This is a genomic window from Nocardia sp. NPDC088792 (assembly GCF_044750615.1).
Taxonomy (GTDB): domain Bacteria; phylum Actinomycetota; class Actinomycetes; order Mycobacteriales; family Mycobacteriaceae; genus Nocardia.
On the sequence record NZ_JBIVKC010000008.1, the window covers coordinates 182,880 to 202,267 of the forward strand.

The 19,388-nt window shown below is 67.7% G+C and carries 15 protein-coding genes; 11 read left to right on the forward strand and 4 right to left on the reverse strand.

Annotated features, from left to right (window positions below; translation table 11 throughout):
• Window positions 1-24: 24 nt before the first annotated feature.
• The 8 genes from ACIP5Y_RS43180 to ACIP5Y_RS43215 all read left to right on the forward strand — a co-directional run bounded on the left by ACIP5Y_RS43180 (window position 25) and on the right by ACIP5Y_RS43215 (window position 7,107).
• Window positions 25-339, forward strand: coding sequence for a hypothetical protein (locus ACIP5Y_RS43180; protein ID WP_400359248.1), 315 nt, complete (start codon window positions 25-27; stop codon window positions 337-339).
• A 15-nt stretch (window positions 340-354) separates the two neighbouring features.
• Window positions 355-1,914 (forward strand): hypothetical protein, encoded by a 1,560-nt coding sequence (locus ACIP5Y_RS43185; RefSeq protein ID WP_400359249.1) that lies wholly within the window; start codon window positions 355-357, stop codon window positions 1,912-1,914.
• Between the two features lie 62 nt (window positions 1,915-1,976).
• The gene (locus ACIP5Y_RS43190) at window positions 1,977-3,812 is read left to right on the forward strand and encodes a WXG100 family type VII secretion target (protein ID WP_400359251.1); all 1,836 of its coding nucleotides are present in this window, start codon (window positions 1,977-1,979) and stop codon (window positions 3,810-3,812) included.
• 4 nt (window positions 3,813-3,816) lie between these two features.
• Window positions 3,817-4,593, forward strand: coding sequence for an ESX secretion-associated protein EspG (locus ACIP5Y_RS43195; protein ID WP_400359253.1), 777 nt, complete (start codon window positions 3,817-3,819; stop codon window positions 4,591-4,593).
• 11 nt (window positions 4,594-4,604) lie between these two features.
• A complete protein-coding gene (locus ACIP5Y_RS43200) occupies window positions 4,605-4,949 on the forward strand; it encodes a hypothetical protein (protein ID WP_400359254.1) in 345 nt (114 codons plus the stop codon).
• Between the two features lie 190 nt (window positions 4,950-5,139).
• Window positions 5,140-5,457 (forward strand): type VII secretion target, encoded by a 318-nt coding sequence (locus tag ACIP5Y_RS43205; protein WP_400359256.1) that lies wholly within the window; start codon window positions 5,140-5,142, stop codon window positions 5,455-5,457.
• Window positions 5,454-6,674 (forward strand): hypothetical protein, encoded by a 1,221-nt coding sequence (locus ACIP5Y_RS43210; RefSeq protein WP_400359258.1) that lies wholly within the window; start codon window positions 5,454-5,456, stop codon window positions 6,672-6,674. The genes ACIP5Y_RS43205 and ACIP5Y_RS43210 overlap by 4 nt, the downstream gene beginning before the upstream one ends.
• Before the next feature lie 115 nt (window positions 6,675-6,789).
• Window positions 6,790-7,107, forward strand: coding sequence for a PE domain-containing protein (locus ACIP5Y_RS43215; protein WP_400359260.1), 318 nt, complete (start codon window positions 6,790-6,792; stop codon window positions 7,105-7,107).
• A gap of 5 nt (window positions 7,108-7,112) precedes the next feature.
• Here ACIP5Y_RS43215 and ACIP5Y_RS43220 read toward each other — a convergent pair whose 3' ends face one another.
• Together ACIP5Y_RS43220 and ACIP5Y_RS43225 are read right to left on the reverse strand one after the other, a co-directional pair.
• The gene (locus ACIP5Y_RS43220; protein WP_400359262.1) at window positions 7,113-7,592 is read right to left on the reverse strand and encodes a hypothetical protein; all 480 of its coding nucleotides are present in this window, start codon (window positions 7,590-7,592) and stop codon (window positions 7,113-7,115) included.
• 42 nt (window positions 7,593-7,634) lie between these two features.
• The gene (locus ACIP5Y_RS43225; RefSeq protein WP_400359264.1) at window positions 7,635-16,262 is read right to left on the reverse strand and encodes an alpha/beta hydrolase; all 8,628 of its coding nucleotides are present in this window, start codon (window positions 16,260-16,262) and stop codon (window positions 7,635-7,637) included.
• Between the two features lie 144 nt (window positions 16,263-16,406).
• On the opposite strand from ACIP5Y_RS43225, the gene ACIP5Y_RS43230 reads away from it, so the two are divergent.
• Complete coding sequence (locus ACIP5Y_RS43230) at window positions 16,407-17,084, forward strand: hypothetical protein (protein ID WP_400359266.1); 678 nt, start codon at window positions 16,407-16,409, stop codon at window positions 17,082-17,084.
• Window position 17,085: 1 nt separating this feature from the next.
• Here ACIP5Y_RS43230 and ACIP5Y_RS43235 read toward each other — a convergent pair whose 3' ends face one another.
• A complete protein-coding gene (locus ACIP5Y_RS43235) occupies window positions 17,086-17,604 on the reverse strand; it encodes a YbaB/EbfC family nucleoid-associated protein (protein WP_400359267.1) in 519 nt (172 codons plus the stop codon).
• 11 nt (window positions 17,605-17,615) lie between these two features.
• On the reverse strand, window positions 17,616-17,930 hold the full coding sequence (locus ACIP5Y_RS43240; protein WP_400359269.1) for a WXG100 family type VII secretion target: 315 nt from the start codon (window positions 17,928-17,930) through the stop codon (window positions 17,616-17,618).
• A gap of 166 nt (window positions 17,931-18,096) precedes the next feature.
• Here ACIP5Y_RS43240 and ACIP5Y_RS43245 point away from each other — a divergent pair, with 166 nt between their 5' ends.
• On the forward strand, window positions 18,097-18,645 hold the full coding sequence (locus ACIP5Y_RS43245) for a hypothetical protein (RefSeq protein ID WP_400359271.1): 549 nt from the start codon (window positions 18,097-18,099) through the stop codon (window positions 18,643-18,645).
• A gap of 5 nt (window positions 18,646-18,650) precedes the next feature.
• Window positions 18,651-19,376, forward strand: a complete 726-nt coding sequence (locus ACIP5Y_RS43250) for a DUF6882 domain-containing protein (protein WP_400359272.1) — start codon at window positions 18,651-18,653, stop codon at window positions 19,374-19,376.
• Window positions 19,377-19,388 lie beyond the last annotated feature (12 nt).

Genomic DNA, 19,388 nt, shown 5'->3' on the forward strand with positions numbered 1-19,388 from the left:
GCTCGGCTGAGGGAGGAGAGGAACATGCGGCACAGCGATCCCAGCGACGATGAGTTGCGGGCGAATTTCGACGAGGTGCTGTCGGACGTGCTGGCCGGCCGCGGCGTTCACACCGCCACCGGCCTCGACGACGACACTCAGGACGCCCTGTGGGCAATCGCAGAGGCCTATCCGAATGCCACCCCCGAGCTGATCGCGGCGGCCCGGCAGGCTCTCGCGGGTCAGCTCGACGGCAGCAATGCCGAGCGCTGGCGCGAGGAAATGGACAACTGGTTCGACGAACGTGAAGAACGCAAGGCCGCGCGCGACCAGCAGCAGGGGTCTGCGGAGCAGGGCTGACGGAGAAGATTGCGCGTGACGATTCCTGACAAGAACAGCGACCTCCCCGAATTCGACGGCCTGTCCGCCGTCATCGGCGTGGCGGACCCCGACGGCCCCCCGGCCGCGACCGACGCTCTCGAGATGGCCGAAACCCTCGGACCGCCAGCGGATTCCGATCCGGACATCGGTTTCAGCCTGACCGACTCGGCGCTCGACGTTCCGCAGCGCGCCCGCGGCCTGGCACACCGTATTGCCCAGGATCTGTTCGCTCTCGGCCCACAAGGCTGGGTGCGCCTGCATGCCTCGTTCGCGCTCACCACCACCGGCCAGCGTTCCCGCGTCGTCTTCTCCGATGATCGAGACCGCGAGGCCCAGGTGCTGCCATCCGCCGAGACCCTGGCCCTGGTCGCCGAGCATCGGCGGCTCTCGGCCGATCTCGGCGACGGACCATGGTGGCGGCTGGAATTGGAGCTCACCGCGGCGGGCGAGCTGAGCGTCGACCACGATTACGGTGACGAGCCTTTCCCGGCCGACCAGATGTTCGGCATCCAGGACTACCTGGCCGACCTCGAGGCCTATCCCCGCGACGGCGTGCCGACCTGGCTGGCCGCCTACTTGCACCACGACGGCCGACAGTCCCGCACGCCGCAGCAGGCGGCCGCGGCTGCCCGCACTGAACGCGAATCCGGCTATCTCCCGGTGGTTTCCGAGGATGACTTCCCGAACTTTCCGGTGCTGTGGGCGCGTTGGGCCGCGATCTCGGCGGCGTTCGTCGCGGTCCGCTCCGACTGGGGTCCGCGCGTCCTTCCGTCCTTCGCCTGGTTCGAGGGCTCGCGTCGTTCGGGCTCCTCGCTGTACATGCTGCCGGGCGGCCGGGCGGTGCTGTCCGGAGGCGTGTGGAACGCGCCGGAATTGGCGGCCGCGTACAACGGCACGACCCCGTTGCCGCGCCTGTATGCGGGCGCGCCCGAGTGGGTCGCCAACCCGGTGCTGAACACTCGGGCGGGCGGCGGCCTGCTCTCCTTCTGCTACTGGTGGGAGCGCGGACGCTGGTATCGCGGCGCGTCCCCGGCGGCCACCGAGCTGGCCGCCGCCGTGCCCGGCATCTGGACCGCGGGCACCGTCACCGACGTGATCAGTGGTCTGGTCGCCGAGCATCCCGCCCCCGAACAGCGTGCGGCGGTGGCGGAATTCGTCGCCGCCGCCGAGCGCCACGATGTCACCCACGCCGTGCTCGCCGCGGCCTTCGGCGGGATCGGCGACCTGGATGCCGCCCACTATCAGCTGGCTTTGGCGGGCGTGGCCCGGATCGGCCCGGATCCGCTGCCGGAAGGCGAGGCGCTGGACGCGGCGCGTCACCAGATTCGCTCGGAGGGGCTCGAATCCGCCGGCTTTCCACTCGATGATCTTCGTGCGGAACGGCTTTCGGTCGGCTGGCTGGTGTATGTTCCGACCGACGCGGAGGAGATCGTGATAGACCGCGCCCTCTTCTACGTCGCCGATGACGGAGTGGTCGAACGAGCGACGTCCAGCACGCCTGCCTCGGTCTACCTGCCCGGATTCGAACAGCGCTTTCGCCGACGACATTCGTGAAAGAAACAGGGCGGCGACGGTGTTGGTGATCTTCGACGCGATCGGTGAGTGAGGGACGGACAATGGGTGACAAGGTGGACAACCCCTGGATCGGGCTGTCCCGGCAGGCGCACAGCGGCCATCTGCACCTCGACGAGGGCTCCGCGAAGGAGGCGGCGAACTTCGCCGCCGAATGCGTCAACGCGTTGGTGGCGGCCAAGGGGCACACCGACAAGCTCTGCGACAAAACCGGTTTCAGCGGCCCACTGCAGTCAGCGCTGAACCTTGCCGACCGCTTCGCCTTGCAGGGCAAGCAGGTGAGCCCGATCATCGACAGCTACATCGACCTGCTCAACACCATGGGTGACACCTTCGTCACCGCGGGCAAGCTCTACCAGGCGCAGGACGGGGATTCGAAGGCGGCCTTCGACCGGTTCAAGACCGACGCCGCCAAGAGCTCCCCGGTTCCGGACTTCCCGGCCGACCTGAAGACCGACATCCCGTACGTGTCCGATCAGTCCAAGTCGACACTCAGCGACAGCGGTGATCTGGGCGATCTGAACACCGTCGCCGCCCGAAATTCGTCGTGCGATACCACCCCTATTCCGGTGGAAGACCCGAACTCGCATGACGGTGACTGGTTCCTGGCGATTCGGCAGGGCATGAATCCATCGGCGATCGCGGCGCGCAGTACGGCGTGGAAATGGATCGCGGACGAGATCACCACGAACTTCCAGCAATTGTCCGGTCGCGTCGAACGTCTCCAGGCGAACGACAACTGGACCGGGGAGGGCATAGACCAGGCCATCGGTGCAGCCAAACGGTTCGAGGGCCAGGCCACGGATTTCGCCACCGACTTGCACGCCATCGCCGAGAACATGCTGCACACCGCGGGCTGGATGAACCAGACCATGGCGGGTATGCCGACCGAATGGCAGCCCAAGTTGAGTGGGACCGCCGAAGGCAACGGCCTCGTCGCCACCGCGCGCACGGCCTTCAAGACCTGGTACATACCGAATATCCAGCCGGCGGGCACCACGATTCCCACCCTGGTGAATCCGACCGATCCGACCAAGCCGGTGACTTACAGCAACAACGGCAACAACAACGGCAACAACAACGGCGGCAACAGCAACGGCGGCAACAGCAACGGGGGCAACAGCAACGGCGGCAATGGCGGCGGCGGTACCGGTGGCGGCGGTGCCGTACCGCGAAGCGCGGTGAACGCCGGCCTGCCGACGGCGAAGGACGGATCGACCGCGAATCCGGACAAGGCTCCCGGCACCCAGGACAAAACCGGCCCCACCGGTGGCAATCAGGGCAAGGGCACCCAGAACGGCACCGACCCGAACGGCGGTAACCAGTCCGGCACGAATCCTTCCGGCACGAACCAGAATTCGACGAATCCGAGCGCTTCCACCTCGAGTTCGCCCGATTCGGGGATGTCGCAGCTGCAGAGCGCCCTGCAGTCGGGCATGCAGGCGCTGCAATCGACGACGCAGCAGAGCCCGCAACAGAACCTGGCGAACCAGTTGCAGAACTCGCCGTTGGCCGCTATTCCGAGCATGCTCGACGATCTCGCCAAGGAGAAGCTGCCCGGTGGCCTCGGTGGTCCCGGGGGCGGACCCGGCGTCGCGCCTGCCAAGGTGGAACCGATGCAGTCCAAGCTGTTTCCGCGTGCCGCCATCGCTACCGAGGCGACCGAGTCGGTCTCAGGTGTAGCGAGTGCGGGTGTCGCGGCGGGGAGCGCCACTCCGATGGGTGGCGGCATGGGTGGTGGCGGTATGGGCCATGGTGGCGGACACGGCGGTGGACAGGGCAAGGAACACAAGCGCATGGAGGCGCTGGAATCCTCGGAGTATCTGGACGCAGCCATGGGAACCGCGCCGATTGTGGCGAAACCGGTGGTGGAGGGCTGATTCGGTGCTTCGGACCTGGAAGTTCACCGATCTCGAGTTCCTGGCGTTGTGGGAGGACCTGGGGGAGGAGTCGCTGCCGTGCCCGTTGGTCTTTTCCAGCCGTACCGAGTGGTGGGACGACCACCTGGCGAACATGGCCCGCGCCCGGCAGGGGTTGAGCATGCGCGACGACGATTTCGACGAGGTGTTGCACGCCCTCCGGATGCCCGAGATCCGCATCGAGGTGCAGGGCTGGGACGGCCGGGATCGGCTGGCCGCGGAGTCGAGTATCCGCCTGTACGGCGTGCGGTCCGGCGAGGCCGGTTTCCTGGTGACGCAACAGCCCGGTGAAACCGTCAGGCACAGTGCGGGTTTCATCGTCGCCGAGTATTGGGCGTCGGAGCTCGCGGACGCGGTGGTGACCGCGCTGCCGGAGACGGCGGCCGGGCGCGGGCCGGAGATGGTGCTCGCCGAGGCCGAGGACACCGAGGAGATCGATTTCGGCTTCGGCCTGTCGCCGGCGCACGAGCGGCTGGAGGGCACGGTCGTCGATCAGGCCGCGGAGTTTCTCGCGGTCCCGGCGCAGAGTATGGGCACCATCGATATCGTGCAGGGCCGTTCGCGTTTCGGCCCGCGCGGTATCACCCGGCATCGGATCGAATGGCGCGATCTGGAGGACGACGGTCGTTATGTGATCACCGGCGAGCATCCGCCGGTGGCCGCGCCCGCGGATCGCCGTCGTATGGTCGCGACCCTGGAGGCGCATCTCTCCGAGGTGGCGCTGGTGATTGCGGACGAGTGAGCGGAGCAGCGATGACAGCGGAGCAGATGCCGTTTCCGACCGAGTTCACCCTCTCGTCGCGGACGGGGGCAATTGTGGTGACGACGACCGAACAGGGTCTGCCGCGGGCGCTTTCGGTGGATCGGGATCGGCTGCGCGATGACCCGGAACTGCTGGCGGGGGAGATCCTGCGGCTGTGCCGGCAGTCGGCGATGCGGGCGGGTGTCGAGCGGCGTGCGGCCTTGCGGGCGGCGGGGTTGTCGCCGGAGCTGCTGGCGCTGACCGGATTGCCGACGGTCGATGAGGTGACCAAGCAGGAGTACGCGGCGGAACAGGACTATGAGAACGAACCGGACAGTTGGCTCCGACCCATCTGATCGTGGTGAAATAGACGGCAGGGCAAGATATTCGGCAACGGCGCCGAAGGTCCGGCGAAGATGTAACCGATAACCCGGGGAATACCTGCCGTTCATTCGGGGGTTGCGGAGTTCGTGAACTTTTCGCTATGCCGCGCGAATCTCCGCTCTGTATAGTTCGATTTGAATTGATCTTCATGATGGGGGTCCCATGAGCAACCTCGTCGTCACGCCGGAGGCGCTCCACCGCTACGGGGACGCTTCGGCCGCCATGGCCTCGACCGTGGCGAGCGCCGCGGCCGTCGACCAAGCCGCCACCATTGCCGGGCTGGTCCCGTGTTTCGGCCTGATCGGGCAGGACTTTCTGCTGAGTTACGCGGGCGCGCAGGGCAATCACCTCGCCTCGACCGCCGAGCTCGCCGCAGTGCACGCCGGTACCGCCGCGACCGCGCACGAGGCCGCCGCGAGCTACGAGAACACCGATGCCCATTCGGGTGTCGACTTCCTCTCCTTGTCGCAGGAGATATGAGCACTCCTTTCGATGCGAACGCCGCCGCGGCCTCGGTGGCGGATACGCTGCGCGACACCGAGTTCGCGCCCCTGCTCGCCAGCCCTGTCGGGGATGTGCTGCAGCATCTGGGCCTGCCCCCGTTGCCGCAATTGCCGCCCACGCCGCCGCTGCCCGAACTACCCCCGCTGCCGACCCTGGATCTGACGGCCCTCACCAAACCGCTGACCGATCTGGCGGCCTCGTTCGGCACGGGCACCGTGGGTACGGACGCGACCAATGCGCTGCAAGGTGTTTCGACCGCGCTGCAGCAGGTCATGTCGATCGCCTCCACCTTCATGTCGCTGGCGAGCCAGTGGCAGGGTTCCGGGTCCGACAGCGCGGCGGAGAAAAGTACTGCGGCACAATCGAATGCGGTGGAGCTGGGTGCCCAGAACGTGGGTCAGAAGGCGGTGCTCGGCGGTGCGGCGACCACGGTCGGCACCGGCGCGGCCCTGATGTCGGCCGTCATCGCCAAGTTCGTCACCGGCGTGACGGTTTCCGCGCCGTTCCTGGTGACCCCGCCCGGTCAGGCGTTCCTGTTGTCGCTGGCGAGCGAGACGGCCGCGGAGGCCACCTCGGTGGTCGCGAAGACCCGCGCGGAACTGACCGTGCACAGCGCCAAGATGACCACCGTGGGCCAGAAGGTGAAGGTCACCGCGCCGCCGACGGGTGTCGCACCGTCGGGCGGGGACTCGAGTTCCGCACTGTCGCAACTGCTGAGCTTCGCGCAGCCGCTGTCGAGCGTGGCGAGCAGCGGTGTGCAGACGGCCCAGCAATTGCAGTCGATCAGCCAGCCGTCCGAGGCGCCGCCGCAGGTCCCGTCCGCCGATCCGGTCGCGCAACCGCTGAACATCGGCGGCGGACTCCCCGGCGGTCTCGCGCCGATGAGCGCCGGTCCGGCCGCCGCGCCCGCCCCGAGTCAGATGGCGAACCCGCGCACCATGAGCGCCACCACCACGCCGCCCACCGGTCCGGAGTCCGCGCCGTCCGCGCGGGCCGCCGCGGCGGGTCCGGGAATGGTGCCGCCGATGGGTATGGCCGGGGGTGCCCGTGCGGGTGATGCCGGTGCCGATGAAGAGGTCCGTACCCATATGGTCACCGCCGAACACGGTGACGAGGTGGTCGGCGAGCTGGGCAATACGGGCGTGGCGGTGGTCGGCGCCGCGGGCACCACGGGTCCGCGCACCGCGCAGTGATGTTCAGGTGCGGTGATGTTCAGGTGCAGGGCTCGGTGATGTTCATGCGCACAGCTCGAATCGCGTTCATGAACGTCACCCCCACGCGGTAGGATGCCGCTGAGAGGGAGGGATCATGAGCGATTTCACTACGGGGACGGTACGTTTCGACCCCACCACGGTCCGGTCCGCCGCGGCCGATCTGGATGCCTTGGCCGATCGCCTGGAGGCCGCGCTGAGCTTCGAGTCGCCCACCCTGTCGCCGCAGGCGGCGGGTACGGACGAGGTCTCGACGACGGCCTCGACCACCCTGCACACGGTCGCGGCGTCCTTCGTCGCGCAGTCCGGTCTCGGTGTCGGCGAGCTACGCAAGCTGGCCGCCGTCGTCCGCGATCAGGCAAGCACTTTCGGTCAGGTCGAGCAGTCCAACCAGACGGACTTCCTCAGCCTCTGATCGGGTCAATCTCCGCTGTCTGTCGTTCCGGGTCGGTCGATCCGGAGCGGCGGCGGGTCGCCCTCGTCCGACCCGGCGGGGAAGGGCGGCGTCGATCCGGCCAAGCTCAGGTATCCATTGATGCTCTGCGTGACGGTGAGTCCGTACCCGTCGGGCGTCGACCCATAGCCGGTGCGCGGCCGCGCATCCCGGTCGGTCCGCGTCGGCCAGCCCAGTTCGCGCCACACCTCCAGGATCAGGTCGAAGTATCGGTCGGAGGTATCGGGTGTCGTTCCGAGCACCCAGTACCCGAGGTCGAAGAACTCCAGGACGTCATCGGGGTCGCTTTCGTCCCAGGGCAGCGTGACGCCGCGCGGTAATCCGGCCTTGGGCAGCTCGGGATGCCACTGCACCAGCGCCAGCCCGGCGGGCAGCGCCCGGAGCGTTTCGGCGAAGTGCCGTTGCAGCTGGGCGCGGGCCGCGGCCTGCGTCGTCGCCGGTGGCATACCGTCCTCGTTTCGTCGATTCGAACTGTCGTGCACCGCCTTTCAGCGGAGCAGATGCGCGTTGCCGGTCAGGATCAACCCGAGCATCCGGAACGTTTCCTGGTGGCGGTTGAAGTAGTTCTTACCTACGTGGTCCGCCGGGTTCCATCCCAGCCGGGTGTCGCTCGGCGTGGTGGGGGCCTCGAAAACCGTAGCGCCGAACTCCGGCTCGGCCGGCGCCGGACCGTGCGTGGGCGGCATCAGCTGGATGGAGTCGTGCGCGGCCATGGTCGCGAAGACGTGATCGCCGTTGTCGGCGGGGTCGACGCCGGTCAGTCGCAGGTCCGCGACACTCGTGACGCCGGTGCCCCAACTGCCGATGAACACCAGCGCATCGGTGTTCAGTTCATGTCCGTGCCCGGCCGAATGCCCGCCGGTGACACCACCGTACGAGTGCGCGATGGTCGTCAGATGGGCGGGTGGTCCCTCACGGGTGACCCGGAGCCCGTCGTGGTACTCCCGGACCTTCGCCGCGCCGTCCTCCGCGTGCCCGGAATGGAGTGCCGAGACAAGTGAATTCGGGTTGTCGTAGGCGCCGAAGAGAATGGCCGACACCTCCGCGCCCGGATCGATCTGGAGGGCGGCCATCCGGACTTCCTGCAGCGTTTCGGTGGCGTAGCCGACTCCGCTGCGCCGCCGGAACGCGCCGGCCAGCTCGACCGCCACGTAGTCGGCGTGATCGGGATTGCCGAGGGCATAGATGTACTGGAGTTTCTCGTCGAGGTACGACAGGTAGACCTCCGGCACGCCTTGCGCGGGAGGTGCGTCGAGGTACTTCTGCATGTCGCGGATGACGTCGAGGCGCTCGGAGAGCTGTTCCCGCTCGGCCTGCTCGCGCAGCATGTCCAGGGTCCGGCGGTTGTAGTGGTCGCGATCCGCCTGCGGTATCCCGTCCCGGTTGCCGATGAACGGGTCCGCATGATGCCAGGCATCCTTCTGCTCTGTGGAGAGCCCGGACCACACGTCGTGCAGTTGCCGTGGCTCCTCGGGGAGCCGGTAGTCCGGATCCGCGGGTATCCCGACGTCCGGTATCGATGGGTGCTCCGGAGTCTCCTCGGTGCCCGGCGGCCATCTGAACCAGCGCGCGCCGGTCTCGGTGTCCTCCACCATGTGGTCGCCGAGGGGCCGGAGCCGTCCGGTGCCCGTATCGCCGCTTTCCCCGCCGGCAGCGCGCGCGAGATGCTCGGTCATCTCGGTTCGATAAGCCGTGTGGGCCTTCATGACTGCCTTGTGGAACGGCAGTGACAGGAAGTCCAGTGCGTCCGCGGCCCTGGCGTCGAGCCGGACGTTCGCGACGAGCTCCCGATCCGGTGCGGGGAGATCGGACTCGCGCCGGCCCACATCGGTGAGCAGCTCGTCTACCTGCCTGCGGGCGGGCTCGGTGAGCCGATCCGCCACCAGCGCACGTCGTTCGGCTGCGCCCGGTGTGTCCTCGCGCAGCCCGAGCCGTTCGACGAGCCCCAGCGCCTCGCGGCGGGCCGAATCGTGGTCGGCCCGGGCGGCGAGATCGTGCTGCCGTGCTTCCGGTGAGGTCTGGTCCGCTCGTTCGGCCAGCTCACGCAGCTGGCGGATTCTTCCGAGATCGTGTGCGGTCGGCTCGGCGTGCGAGTCGAATTCGCCCGGCCGCAGAATGCCCGAGTCCGGGGTCCGGGCCTGATCTATGCGGCGTGCGAGTTCGGGATCGTGTTCGGCCAGTAGCCGTTCCACGATGGGCGCGTGTTCCGGATCGTGCAGTCCCAGATGGCCGATCAGGTCGTTGAGGTCGCGGTACAGCTCCGGAAGTTCCGCCGCCCGGTTCCGATCCGGGACCACTTCGTCGATATGTGCTACCAGTGTCCGGAATTCGGCGAAGCGGCCGCCCAGATGGGATGTCATTCGGTTCGGGCGATCGTCGGTCGGGTCGACGAGCACATCCGGCTCTTGCGACAGCCGGATCTCGGCCAGCTCATGGGCGACCGCGCGGACGACGTCCTGGTCCCGGGCGCGCGGCGATACGTGGATCTCGTAACCGTCTGGTGTGGAATGGAATTCGGCCACGGCCCGGCCCTCGGTCGGCGCAACGTCGATGCGCACCGTGCGCCCATCCGGCAGCACGAAATGCCGCTCGTCGTTACTCCAGCTCACGTCCTCGGGCCGGATCAGCCCGAGTTCGTTCTCGACTCGATCGACGACATCCTCGCGGGTGAGATCCACCAGCGGGGAAGGCCTTGCCTCGCCGTGGAATTCGCCGACCGGACTCGCGGTGCCGTGCTCGGCCGGGCTCTCGTGTCCCGCCGCGCTGTCGTGTGGCTCGTAGACGATCACCATCCGGTGATCCGGCACGGGTGGGTTGTAGGTCGCCATCAGCGCGGTATTGAGTTTGTTGCTGGCGCCGGCGTCGATGGTGTAGATGTAGTTCTCGTTTCCCGGGTACGGGAACTCGGTGTACTCCTCGACTCGGAACGGGTTGACGGACTCCCCGTAGTGGCTGACCAGCGCCTCCCAGAGCTTCGTGCCGAGAATGTGATTGCGGTCGCCGGGTATGCCGTCCGTCCGCTCCGGCTTCATGTCCCATTGCAGCTCTATGCGTCCGCCGGGGGTGAGGGTGGTGGCCAGCTTTGCCGCGATCTCGTGGTAGGCGGAATCGGGCAGATCGGCGCTCACATTGTTGATGAAGATCCGGCCCACGGTGCCGTCCGGTCCGGTGGACAGCATGCTGCCCTGGGTGAGGAGGTCGCCGAAGACCGTCACGGTGCCCGGCTCGGTCAATGGACCGGGATCGAGGATGCCGAGATCACGGCGGCGCTGTCCCTTGATGGGGAAGAGCGAGGCCAGTTCGGTCTTGATGATCAGCGCGTCGCCGGCTCGATCCGCGGCGGGTGTCATTTCGACGGCGAAGGCACTGCGGCCGACGCCGACGTCGACGGTGTGGCCGCCGACGGCTGCGGCGGGGCGCGGCTGGTGCGGAATGCGGTGGTCGTCGTCGCCGAAGGCGTTCCGCTCCAGCGGAAGCCGATGCTGTGGCCGGGGACGGGGCAGCACCTCGACGGCGGACCTGCCGTCCACGGCGTCGTGGACGGCCACGGTGTACTCGACGTTCAGCGCGTTCTCACCGGCGCCGCGATTGGCTCGATCCACCCCACGCAGGAAGTCGGCGAGGTTCGTCCGTTCGCCGTTGACGACGAGCTCCCCGGTCGCGTGGTCGATGACGCCGGCGATGTTGTCCAAGCCGCGCGCGAATGTGTCTGCCGCGCTGCGCATCTGATCGAAGACGTGCGGTCCCACGGCTTCCTGGAACTTCTCGGGCATATCGTCGCGGAAGCGGTTGATGGCCTGGTGCAGGGCCTGGGAGCGCTCCGGTCCGCTCAGTGTCGGATCATTGATCGCCCTGTTGACGGGGTCGAGCGCGTCCAGCATGAACTCGACGTCCACGGTCTTGCGCGCGGCCTTCAGAGCCGGATCGAAGAGCGGGTCGAAGATGCGACGGGACAGTTCCTCGCGCATGCGCCCATCGAGCGCCATCCGTTCGGTTCGAACGACATCCTCGACGTGATCGCCGTTCAGCAACTGCTGCAACTGGTTCAGATGTTCGGCGCTCGATCGGTCGAATTCGGCATCGGTGAGGTGCTTGCCGAAGGTGGGCCGGTGTTCGTGCAGCCCTTGTTGCTCGAGTTCGAATCGCCGTGCCAGCGCGGGATCATGTTCGCTCAGCAATTGCCGTACGGTGTCGGCGTGTTCGGGATCGTGCAGCCCGATCCGCTCGGTGAGGTCGTGCAGGTCCTGCCGTAGTCGCGGAAGCTCTGTTGCGCGAGCCGGATCGACGGTCGCCCGGTCGATATGTGCCGTGAGCACTCGCATCTCGGCGAACCGGCCACCCAGGTGGGTGCTCATCTCGGAGGGCCGGTCATCGAAGGGATCGATGAGGATCTCGGGTTCCTGCGACAACCTGATCTCGGCCAGTTCGTGTGCGAGTGCGCGAGTGACATCTTCGTCTCTGGCCCGCGCGGACAGCACCACGTCGTAGCCGGAACCATCGGGCCGAGCATGGAATTCGGCCACATGGTCGTCGCTGGTCGTGCCGATGGTAACCGTCACACTGCGGTTGTCCGGCAGCAGGAAACGCTCTCGATTACCGTTCCAGGAGACATCCTCCGGCGCTATCAGTGCCAGATTGTCCGTGATCTGGTCGAGCACGAACTTCGGGGTGAGTTTCGGACCGTCTTCCGGGCGGGCATTCCCCTGGAAGTCGCCGATCGGTGCGGCCGCGCCGTGCTGAGTGTTGTGCTCCGGCGGGTTCGTCGTCTCGGCGGCCGTATGTTCCGGTGTTCCAGCGGAATCCGGCCGGAATTCCATGATCCACCGATGTTCCGGTTGCGGTGGCGAGAACTTCTCCATGCGCGCGTATGGGCGATCATTGCTGGAGCCGGCGTCGATGGTGTAGTCGTAGTCGCGATTGCCCGGATGCGGGAAGTCCTCGGGGTCTGCCAGCTGGAACGGATTGTGTCCGCCCTCGTAGAGCTTTTCGACCTCTCCCCATAGCTTGTCGCCGCGAATGTGCCCGCGGCTGTCGGGCTTGCCGCCCACCTCGTCCGGCTTCATATCCCACTGGATCTCCACGCGCCCGCCGGGCGCGAGGATCTTCGAAACAGCCTCGGCCATGGGGTGATACGCGGAGTCGGGCAGGTGCGCGCTGACATTGTTGATGTAGATCCGGGCGATGTCGCCATTGAGCAGGTGACCGTTGTCCAGCAGATTGCCGAAGACCATGACCGTGCCGGGTTCGACGAGTGGTCCGGGGTCGAGGATGCCGAGATCGCGGCGGCGTTGCCCGCCGAGCGGCGCCCCGTCGGCGAGTTCGGTCTTGATGATCAGCCCGCCGCCGGCGCGGTCCGCGGCCGGGGTCATCTCGACGCCGAAGGCGCCGCGGCCGACGCCGACATCGATCGTGTGCCCGCCCGCCGCCGCGGCCGGCACCGAGGGGCGCTGCTCGTGCGGCAGGGGCTGGTTGTCGGGCCCGAAGACCAGCTGGTCGATGGGGAGCCGGTGCTGCGGTCGCGGGCGGGGGAGCACCTCCACGGTGGACAGGCCGTCCACCGGATCGTGCAGCACCACCGTGTATTCGACGCTGAGCGCGTTCTCGGCCGCGCCCCGGTTGGCGTGATCGATGTCGTGCAGGAAGTCCGCGAAGGTCTTGTGCTCGCCGCCGATGTCCATGAGCCCGGTGGCGTGATCGATGACGCCGGTGATCCGTTCGGGCGCGTCGGCGAAGGCGTCCGCGCAGGCGTGCATATGCGCGAGCAGATCCGGTCCGAAGGCGGTGCGGCCCGCTTCGGGCATCCAGTCGTGGAAGTCGTCGATCGCGCGGTGGATCGCGGCGGCGCGCTCGGGTCCGTGCAGCGCGGGGTGGTTGATGGCGGCGTTGATGGGGTTGAGCGCGTCCAGCAGGCCCGGTACCTGGTCGCGGGCGGCCTTGGCCTCCTTGAGGAAGATCGGATCGAAGAGCCGGCGCGAGAGTTCCTCGCGCATGCGGCCATCGAGGCCTTGTTCCTCGGCGCGGAGCAGATCTTCGGCATGCTCGCCGGTGACCAGTTCGCGAAGTTGGTTCAGGTGGTTCTCGGTGCCGTGCCGGAAATCGGATTCGGTGAGATCCGGGTTGAAGGTGGGGCGGTCGGCGAACACCCTCTCGTCTTCGAGGGCGAGGCGGCGGGCCAGCACCGGATCATGTTCGGCGAGTAGTCGTTCCACGATCGGCGCGTGCTCGGGATCACGGAAGCCGAGATGCGCCGCGAGGTCCCGGAGATCGCTGCGCATGCCCGCGAGTTTGGGCGCCTGGGCCGGGTCCATGACCGCGCTGTCGATCGAGTCCGCCAGCGCACGCATTTCGGCGAACCGGCCGCCCAATTGCGTCGACATCTCGGTGGGCCGGTCATCGTGGGGGTCGATCAGGATGTCGTCGTCCTGGTTCAGCCGGATCTCGGCCAGCTCATGGGCCAAGGCGCGCATGACATCCTGGTCGCGGGCGCCCTTTGAGATCCGGATGTCGTAGCCGTCCGCGCTGGGACGGAACTCGGCCACATTGTTGTGCTCGGTGTCGCCGATCTCGAGCCGCACGACCTGGCCGCCGTCGAGTACGAAGTGTTGTTCGTCCCGATTCCAGCTGACGCCCTCGGGCGTGATGAGCCCGGCGTAGTCCTTGATCTGGTTGAGCACGAACTTCATTTCGAGCGGATCGCCGACCCGGGCATCACCGCGGAACTCGCCGACCGGTCCGGCTGCCGCGACATCGTAATTCCGGGGATTGTTCGCGGCGCGCGGATCGGCCAGGCCGGCGCGATGCGGGGTATCCATGGGAATCGGCACCACAGCCGGGGCGTCGTCGTGTTCGATGTGCTGCTGTGCATCGTGTCGCGGGAGGTCCGGATGGACTTCCGGCCGATCTATCGGGTTGCCGAAATCATCGGTGCGGCTGTGTGATCGACCGTTCTGCTCGCGGGGGAGGTGAGTCTCGTCCGCCGGCTCGGTGTACTCGCTCGCCAGCCCATTGCGATCGCCGGGCTGGGTATCGCGCGGGTCCGTCGGTGCACCGATGTTGTCCGGTTGCCGATCGTGTGGCGCCCCATCGGTGTTGTCCGGTTGCGGATGTTGTCCGGGCCGCGCATCGCGATCGCCGAGCTGCGGTTCGAGCGGGCTGGGCAGGCCCTCGCCGTCGCCGGGCAGTCCATCCCGGGTGAGCAGCCCGTCGAGGCCGGACAGTCCTTCTTGAATGCCTGCCAGGCTGGTGAGCGCGTCCAGGCCGGCGTTGTCCGCCGAGCCGTTCGTCGGAGCATCGGCTTCGGTACCGGTTCGGCCCGACTGCAGCGGCGCGGTACCGGGCCGGGTGGCGCGGTCACCGCCGGCGCGGGCGTCGGCGGCGGCGGGCTTGGCTGCGGTGCCGTCGGCCGGACCGGCGGTTCGGAGGTCGCGCGGGGTCGATGCGGCTCGGGCCGGATCCGCCTGGGACACACGGGAATCCGGGCCTGCGATACGGGTGTCGGCGGGCGAGACCCGAGCATCGGTCCCGGGTGTTCTGGCGTCGGCGCCGGGAGCCCGAGTGTCGTTCGCCGCGACGGCATTCGAATCGGCGCCATGCATGGGCGCGGCCCCGCCGAGCGAACCATCCGGTGTGACCCTGCCGGCCTCGCCCGGCCCGTCGAACCCATTGTGCGAAACATTGCCCGCTGCTTGGGGGTTGGCGTCTTGCGGGGTATCCGGGTGGCCGCCCGAATAGTTGTCGCCCACTGGGCTCATACCCGGCCCCGACGTCGTCGAGGACGTTTGATCCGTCGCGCCGTTGACGTCCTGCGGATTCGGGTCCGGCCGGTCCCGCCCACCCCCGGTGACCACGCCGCCGTTGTCCGTCGGGGCGGGGCCGTTGCCCTGGTTCGACGTGTCCCGTCCAGGAGCCTCCGGCGGCGCCGTATCCGCCGCGGTGGAGCTGGTGGGGTGCAGCTGCGGCCCACCGGGCTGTCCGGCGCCGTCGCTGTTCCCGCCGCTTACGTTCCCGTTCCCGCCGTTGACGTTCCCGTTCCCGTCGTTGACGTTCCCGTTCCGGCCGGTGACGTCCCCGTTTCCGCCGCCCGAATTCGTGGTGACGCTCGGGTTTCCGTCGACGGAGGGCTCGTGGAAGGTGACGGCGCTGCCGTCCCGTGTCCCCATGGGTGCGCCGGCGTGATTGGAGTCGCCGACGTAACCGTGCAGCGCGCTGGCGCCCGCGCCCATGAACGCTCCGCCGATCAGCGACCGTGGATCGAATTGCCAGTCGCCATTGACGAGTCCGCCGGTGAGCCAGGCCGCCCCCGAGCCGCCCAGGCCCGAGAGCCCGCCGGTGAGCATTCCGTTGAACGACCCTCGCAGACCGCCCATTTCGGTCGGGAACAGATGGTTGGCCCCGAGTCCGACCATGCCGCCCGCGCCGCCGGATACCGCGGAGACGAGCGCGTTCTTCCCGATCGCGCCCCAGTCGTAGCCGTGCCCGTGCCCGGACGCGTCCTGGATGGTGTCGACGAGCAGTTCCTGCGCGGTGCTCTGCGCCGTCGCGATGACCGCTTGCTTGCCGATCTCGTAGATGAGCTTGGGCAGCACCGCCTTCAGCACGTCATTGGTGATGCAGCGCTCGATCAGCCCGATGACGCGCTCGGAGAACGCCTCGCCGAGTTCGTGGAAGGTGACCCGCGCGATATTGATGACGGCGGTCTCGGATTCGGGCGCGAACGGTCCGGTCGCTGCGGCCCAGGCGAGTTCGCCGACCAGCCAGGCGCCCGCGATGTAGAAGTTGAGTTTGGCCGATTGCAGCTGATCGCCCATATTGTCGGCGGCGGTGGACAATTGCCGGAAGTTGTCGCCGAATTCGCGGATGGAGCCGTGCCCGGAACTGTCGCCATCGCGCAGCGGCGTCAGCCACTGGAGAATGTTCTCGCCGCCGTCGCCGTTCGGATAGGCGTTCCCGATCGCACCGATCAGTCCATCCAGATCGCCGAGCAAATCATCGGCTTGGCCTGCGACGGAATCGAGGTCGTGGGCCATCTGCCACATCAGGTCCTCATTGCCGTGCGGCCATGCGGAGCCCACCAACCAGCCCATCCACTCGAGCCATGATGGGAACTCCAGTGCCACAGGCCACCTCACGCCGATCCGATCTTGGCCAGAATGACTGTGCCACAGGGATGTAGGTGAACTCAACACGAACGGGCGATGGGTTGCCGGTGGCCGGGGCGAGTACACCCGGCGGTGATAGGGTCCGGCGGAGAAGGAGGCGGTATGAGCGACATTCCCGGCGCACGCGATGAACTGCACCGATTGGGCGGGATCCTGCGTACGCGGCTGGTTGAGCTCATCACCGCTCTCACCCCCGCCGCGGATCTGCGCCTGCTGTTCCTGAACGACCCCACGATCGCCGACTGGAGTGAACCGCCGCGCTATCACTACTCGGTCGTCTTCCGCGGTGAGCGGCCCGCGGGCGTCACCGCCGCCGCTCTCGCCGAGCATGCCGCGGCCCTGCTCGGTGCGGCCGGCTGGGCGGTCACGACGTCGGAGCGGATGGCCGGTGAGCAGATTCGGCTGGTGGTCGCCGGTCAGCGGGAGGGCATCGGCATCGAAATCCGTACAGGCGAGAACAATTCGGGCGTGATGTACGAGGCCGAGACGCCGTCACTGGTACTGGAGACGAGCGATTTCCAGCGCCCGGACCCGGTGCGTACTCCCGAAACCGTCACCCCTGGATACGTGCTCTGTTACGAATGTGACGGCTTGGGCTGGTGCCCCGAATGCGGTGGCCGTGGCTGGCTGGCCGGCCCGGACGGCAAGCGCAGGCGCTGCCCGGAATGCAACAGCGAGCGCGTCTGCCCCATCTGCCGCGGCGGCGGGGAGCTGGCGATCTCACAGCTGCAGCCCTTCCAGCGCGAGTTCTACCCGGAATTGCGCCGCGCGCCCGAGTAATTCACCACCCGGAGCTGGTGGCTCCCCGGTCGCTCTGCTCGGAACTCCATTCCTCGTAGTCCACGGCGTTGCTGTAGTCGGGCGCCGGCTCGGTGAGCCGCGCGAGCCGCTCCCGAGACTTGGGCGGCGCGAGCGAGGCGGGCTCGACCGTCGGCGCCGTCGCCTCCAGATCGGGCAGACCCTCGAACAGCTCCGACAGCCTGGGCATGGCGGCCCGCTTGTCGCGCAACGGCCGCAACAGCTCCTGTCCCTGTCGCTTCACCTGCTCGGCGGCTTGCTGTGCGGCGCTGGTCACCGCCTTGGCGATCTCCTCGTACGACAGGTCCTCGATATCGGAGCCGAACCGCGTCGCGATCACCACCCCATCGGCATTCACCGTGACTGTGACCCGCCCGCTCGCGGCGCTCGCACTGGCGACGAGCTGTGTCCGCTGCCGCGACGCCTCCGCGATCTCCTTCATCTGCTGCGTGAGGCCCTCCAGAATGGCGGCCTTCGCGAATTCCCCTCGTTCCCTTACCATCTGGTGCTGTCCTACCCGAAGCTGCCGGTGTTGCCGTGCTCCGTGTCCGTGAGGCGCTTGGCGGATGTGCTCAATCCGCCCGCCAGATTCCCGAACGAAGACCCCAGATTGTCGGTCCCCGAAGTCAAGTTGTCGGCGCCCGTCACGAACCCCTTGGCGCCGTTGGCGAAGTTGCTCCCGAAACTGTCGTTTCCCCAGGCGGATTGCCCCGGTGCGACCGCCTGCCGCGCCGCATTCGCGATCGCCGTCAGTCGCGCCTGGATGTCCCCCGCGATGGTCGCGGCCGACTGCACCGCCGCCGGATCAGCGTTCAATCTCCCGGTCATTCGCATGCCCCTACCGAGTAGCTCCGAGCAACAATGCCGTGACCAGCACAGCAAAACCGACTGTCCCACAGCCGATCGGTGAACACAACATGAACGCGACACATCCACCACCCGCCTGGCAAGATCAACCCCAACCGCGTTCGCGCCCCCGGCCGAAAGGAGTCCCATGCCCGACACCCTCCCGCTGGCCAGAACCAACGCCGAGGCCCGCCTCTACCTCACCCTCCAGCCCTGCCCCACCTGTGGCGAGACCCGCTGCCAATACCGCAGCGCGGTCATAAACATCGACGGCCTCCTGGCCAGCCGCTACACCGGCCAATGCCCTACCTGCGGCACGGCCCGCGAATACGAATTCCTCCTCCCGGATGAGATCCTCCCCCCACCGGCCGACTCCGTCCGCTTCGGCGCCGGCGATCCGTCCCAACTCCTGGACCCGGGCGTTTGGCTCTGGTACTCCGATGTGGCCATCCGCCAGGTCCCCGCCAACCCCGCAGGTCTGGATGCCGAGGCCCGCCGCAAGTCCCGCCACGCCCTCGCCACCGCCCTGGCCGCCGTCGAGGAAACCTTGAAATTCCTTCCCCCGGGCGTAGACCGAATCCCCGAGTCCGCCTTCACTTCTCAGCGAGGCATCGACACCTACAGGCAAGAGCCCGGCCGCTTCACCCGCCCCCGCCTGGAAGCCCTCCGCGACACCTATGCCGAATATCCAAGGTAGGCAGCATGGCTGAAGCAATAGCCCTCGCTGACCTGCTCGACGACGCCGCGTTGTTCTCCTACGAACACCAACTCCATCTGGCGGATGTACTCGGCGAACACTCGTGGAATGTCGACCTGAACGAGGGCCGCTTCGCCTTCGAAACCGAATTCGGCACGAAGGTTTGCACGGACTTCCACCTCCTCGGCTCGGCCGCCCCCGGCCCGAGCTCCTGGCTGTGGTCGTGGGCGAACCCCTCCGGCTATTCGGAAGAGGTGGTGGGGCTGGCGAGGTCGCTGCGGAATTTCGGGATCGCGCACGATGTCGACGAATTGGCCGATGAGGAGGTGCCTTTCGATGCCTTCTGGTTCGAGGAGCCGACCCCGGCGCTCGTTGCGGGCGCGATGATGGAAGCGGCCAAGGTCCTCAGCGGCCGTTGGACCAGTTACAGCGGTGGTGTGAATGCGGCGGGTACGCGTGCTGCGTTCCTGGTGGAGCATCCCGACTTTCAGCTGCCACCGCCGTCCGGGGCCCGAGTCATGCGAGTGCTCAACGCCGGCCTGGCCGAGATTGTGCTGCGTGATCACCGTCGAGCCCTCCACAGCTACCTCAGCCGCCGCGGCCTCAACCCGACTTTCACCGCCGACCTCTCCCACCTCACTTTCGATCATGAGGTCATCGGCGGAACGATCGACTTCGACGACCTCGGCCGGGCGTCCGCACTCAACATGCGCTTGTCCGGCGGACAGTAGAGAGGGCGTCCG

Excerpts from the sequence above, each read along its gene's own strand:
- ACIP5Y_RS43250 (WP_400359272.1), top strand. The coding sequence starts at position 18,651 with ATGGCTGAAGCAATAGCCCTCGCTGACCTGCTCGACGACGCCGCGTTG.
- ACIP5Y_RS43210 (WP_400359258.1), top strand. The coding sequence starts at position 5,454 with ATGAGCACTCCTTTCGATGCGAACGCCGCCGCGGCCTCGGTGGCGGAT.
- ACIP5Y_RS43205 (WP_400359256.1), top strand. The coding sequence starts at position 5,140 with ATGAGCAACCTCGTCGTCACGCCGGAGGCGCTCCACCGCTACGGGGAC.
- ACIP5Y_RS43190 (WP_400359251.1), top strand. The coding sequence starts at position 1,977 with ATGGGTGACAAGGTGGACAACCCCTGGATCGGGCTGTCCCGGCAGGCG.
- ACIP5Y_RS43220 (WP_400359262.1), bottom strand. The coding sequence starts at position 7,592 with ATGCCACCGGCGACGACGCAGGCCGCGGCCCGCGCCCAGCTGCAACGG.
- ACIP5Y_RS43230 (WP_400359266.1), top strand. The coding sequence starts at position 16,407 with ATGAGCGACATTCCCGGCGCACGCGATGAACTGCACCGATTGGGCGGG.
- ACIP5Y_RS43235 (WP_400359267.1), bottom strand. The coding sequence starts at position 17,604 with ATGGTAAGGGAACGAGGGGAATTCGCGAAGGCCGCCATTCTGGAGGGC.
- ACIP5Y_RS43245 (WP_400359271.1), top strand. The coding sequence starts at position 18,097 with ATGCCCGACACCCTCCCGCTGGCCAGAACCAACGCCGAGGCCCGCCTC.
- ACIP5Y_RS43180 (WP_400359248.1), top strand. The coding sequence starts at position 25 with ATGCGGCACAGCGATCCCAGCGACGATGAGTTGCGGGCGAATTTCGAC.
- ACIP5Y_RS43200 (WP_400359254.1), top strand. The coding sequence starts at position 4,605 with ATGACAGCGGAGCAGATGCCGTTTCCGACCGAGTTCACCCTCTCGTCG.
- ACIP5Y_RS43215 (WP_400359260.1), top strand. The coding sequence starts at position 6,790 with ATGAGCGATTTCACTACGGGGACGGTACGTTTCGACCCCACCACGGTC.
- ACIP5Y_RS43240 (WP_400359269.1), bottom strand. The coding sequence starts at position 17,930 with ATGACCGGGAGATTGAACGCTGATCCGGCGGCGGTGCAGTCGGCCGCG.